The sequence below is a fragment of the Streptomyces capoamus genome, from assembly GCF_014654935.1.
Classification (GTDB): domain Bacteria; phylum Actinomycetota; class Actinomycetes; order Streptomycetales; family Streptomycetaceae; genus Streptomyces; species Streptomyces capoamus.
This window is the reverse complement of record NZ_BNBF01000002.1, coordinates 39,461-40,603: the sequence shown is the minus strand read 5'-3', so window position 1 is coordinate 40,603 and position 1,143 is coordinate 39,461. Positions and strand designations below refer to the sequence as shown.

Annotated in this window: 1 protein-coding gene; it reads right to left on the bottom strand. The window is 75.1% G+C overall.

All coding sequences use genetic code 11. The features are described 5' to 3' along the window. Positions 1-45: 45 nt before the first annotated feature. A partial coding sequence (locus IE312_RS03695; protein WP_229898987.1) for a peptidase occupies positions 46-1,143 on the bottom strand: 1,098 nt, incomplete at its 5' end.

Here is a 1,143-nt window from a genome sequence, read left to right as displayed (position 1 = left end):
CGGTGGCATGGGCGACCGGACGGGGGTGGGGCGGGGCGGAGCCGGTCAGGCGGGCTGGGTCGCCGGTGGCAGCAGCGCCCGCAGCGGTGTGGTGTCGGGGTGGTCGGCCAGTGCCGCGTCCACGGCCTCCTGCAGCGCCGCCTCGGGACCGGCGTCCTGAGTCTCCGAGCTCCAGCCGGGCAGCCGCACGGTTGCCGGGCGGGTCCAGGAGAACTCCCAGTGCAGCAGCGAACGGGAGCTGAACTCGGCCAGCACCATGGTGCGCAGCGAGCGGCGCAGCACGGGCCGTACGAACTCGCGGAACGCCCGCCCCTTCGCGGCCGCCGCCTCCGGCGACAGCGGCAGCTTCTCCGCCAGCCGCCACAGCCTGCCGTCGTCGATGACGTCCAGCAGCGCCGACAGCGTCGCCGGCTGCCCGGTGTACCCGGCCAGGGCCCGGTGCAGCGGGGTCTGTGCCGTCGACAGGCCCGCGGCCATCGAGGCGTCCAGCAGCGCCTCCCAGTCGGCCGCACGGGGGTGGCGCAGCAGCTCGTCGGCGAGGACCGCGTCCTCCAGGGCGCCCAGCGTGCGCGCCGGGTCGGTCAGCAGGGCCAGCGCGGCCCCCTTGGCCTCGTCGGCGCGGCCGTCGGCGGGCAGTGCCTCGATCCGCCGTACCCGCTCGGCGATCGGCGGGTGGGAGTCGTAGGGCCCGGCCGGTTGCTCCGGCAGCTCCGCGCGCAGGTCGGCCAGTTCCAGTTCACGGGCCGTCAGCAGCCGTCCGAAGCCGCCGAAGAACTCGCCGCGCGGGGGCAGCAGGCGGGCCTGCAGGCCGAGGGTGGCGTAGGACTCCAGGTAGAAGTCGTGGGAGGCGGACAGCACCGGGATCTCGCGCAGCGCCGACGCGGTCGCGTCCCGTCCGGCGATCCTGGCGGCGCTCAGGTCCGCGGCGAACTCCTGGCCGCGCGCCGTGGACAGCGAGGTACGCAGGTAGAACTTGCCGTACGCGGTGTAGATCCGCGCCATCGTCCGGTACGTCGCTCCGACGCCGGTCGTGTCGACCCGCTTGGCCTTCTTCCCCTTGGCGACCCGCTTGGCGGACGCCCGCTCCTGCCGCGCACGGTCGGCGGCCACCTTGTCGTCCGCCTTCTCGTGGAACTGGCCGAT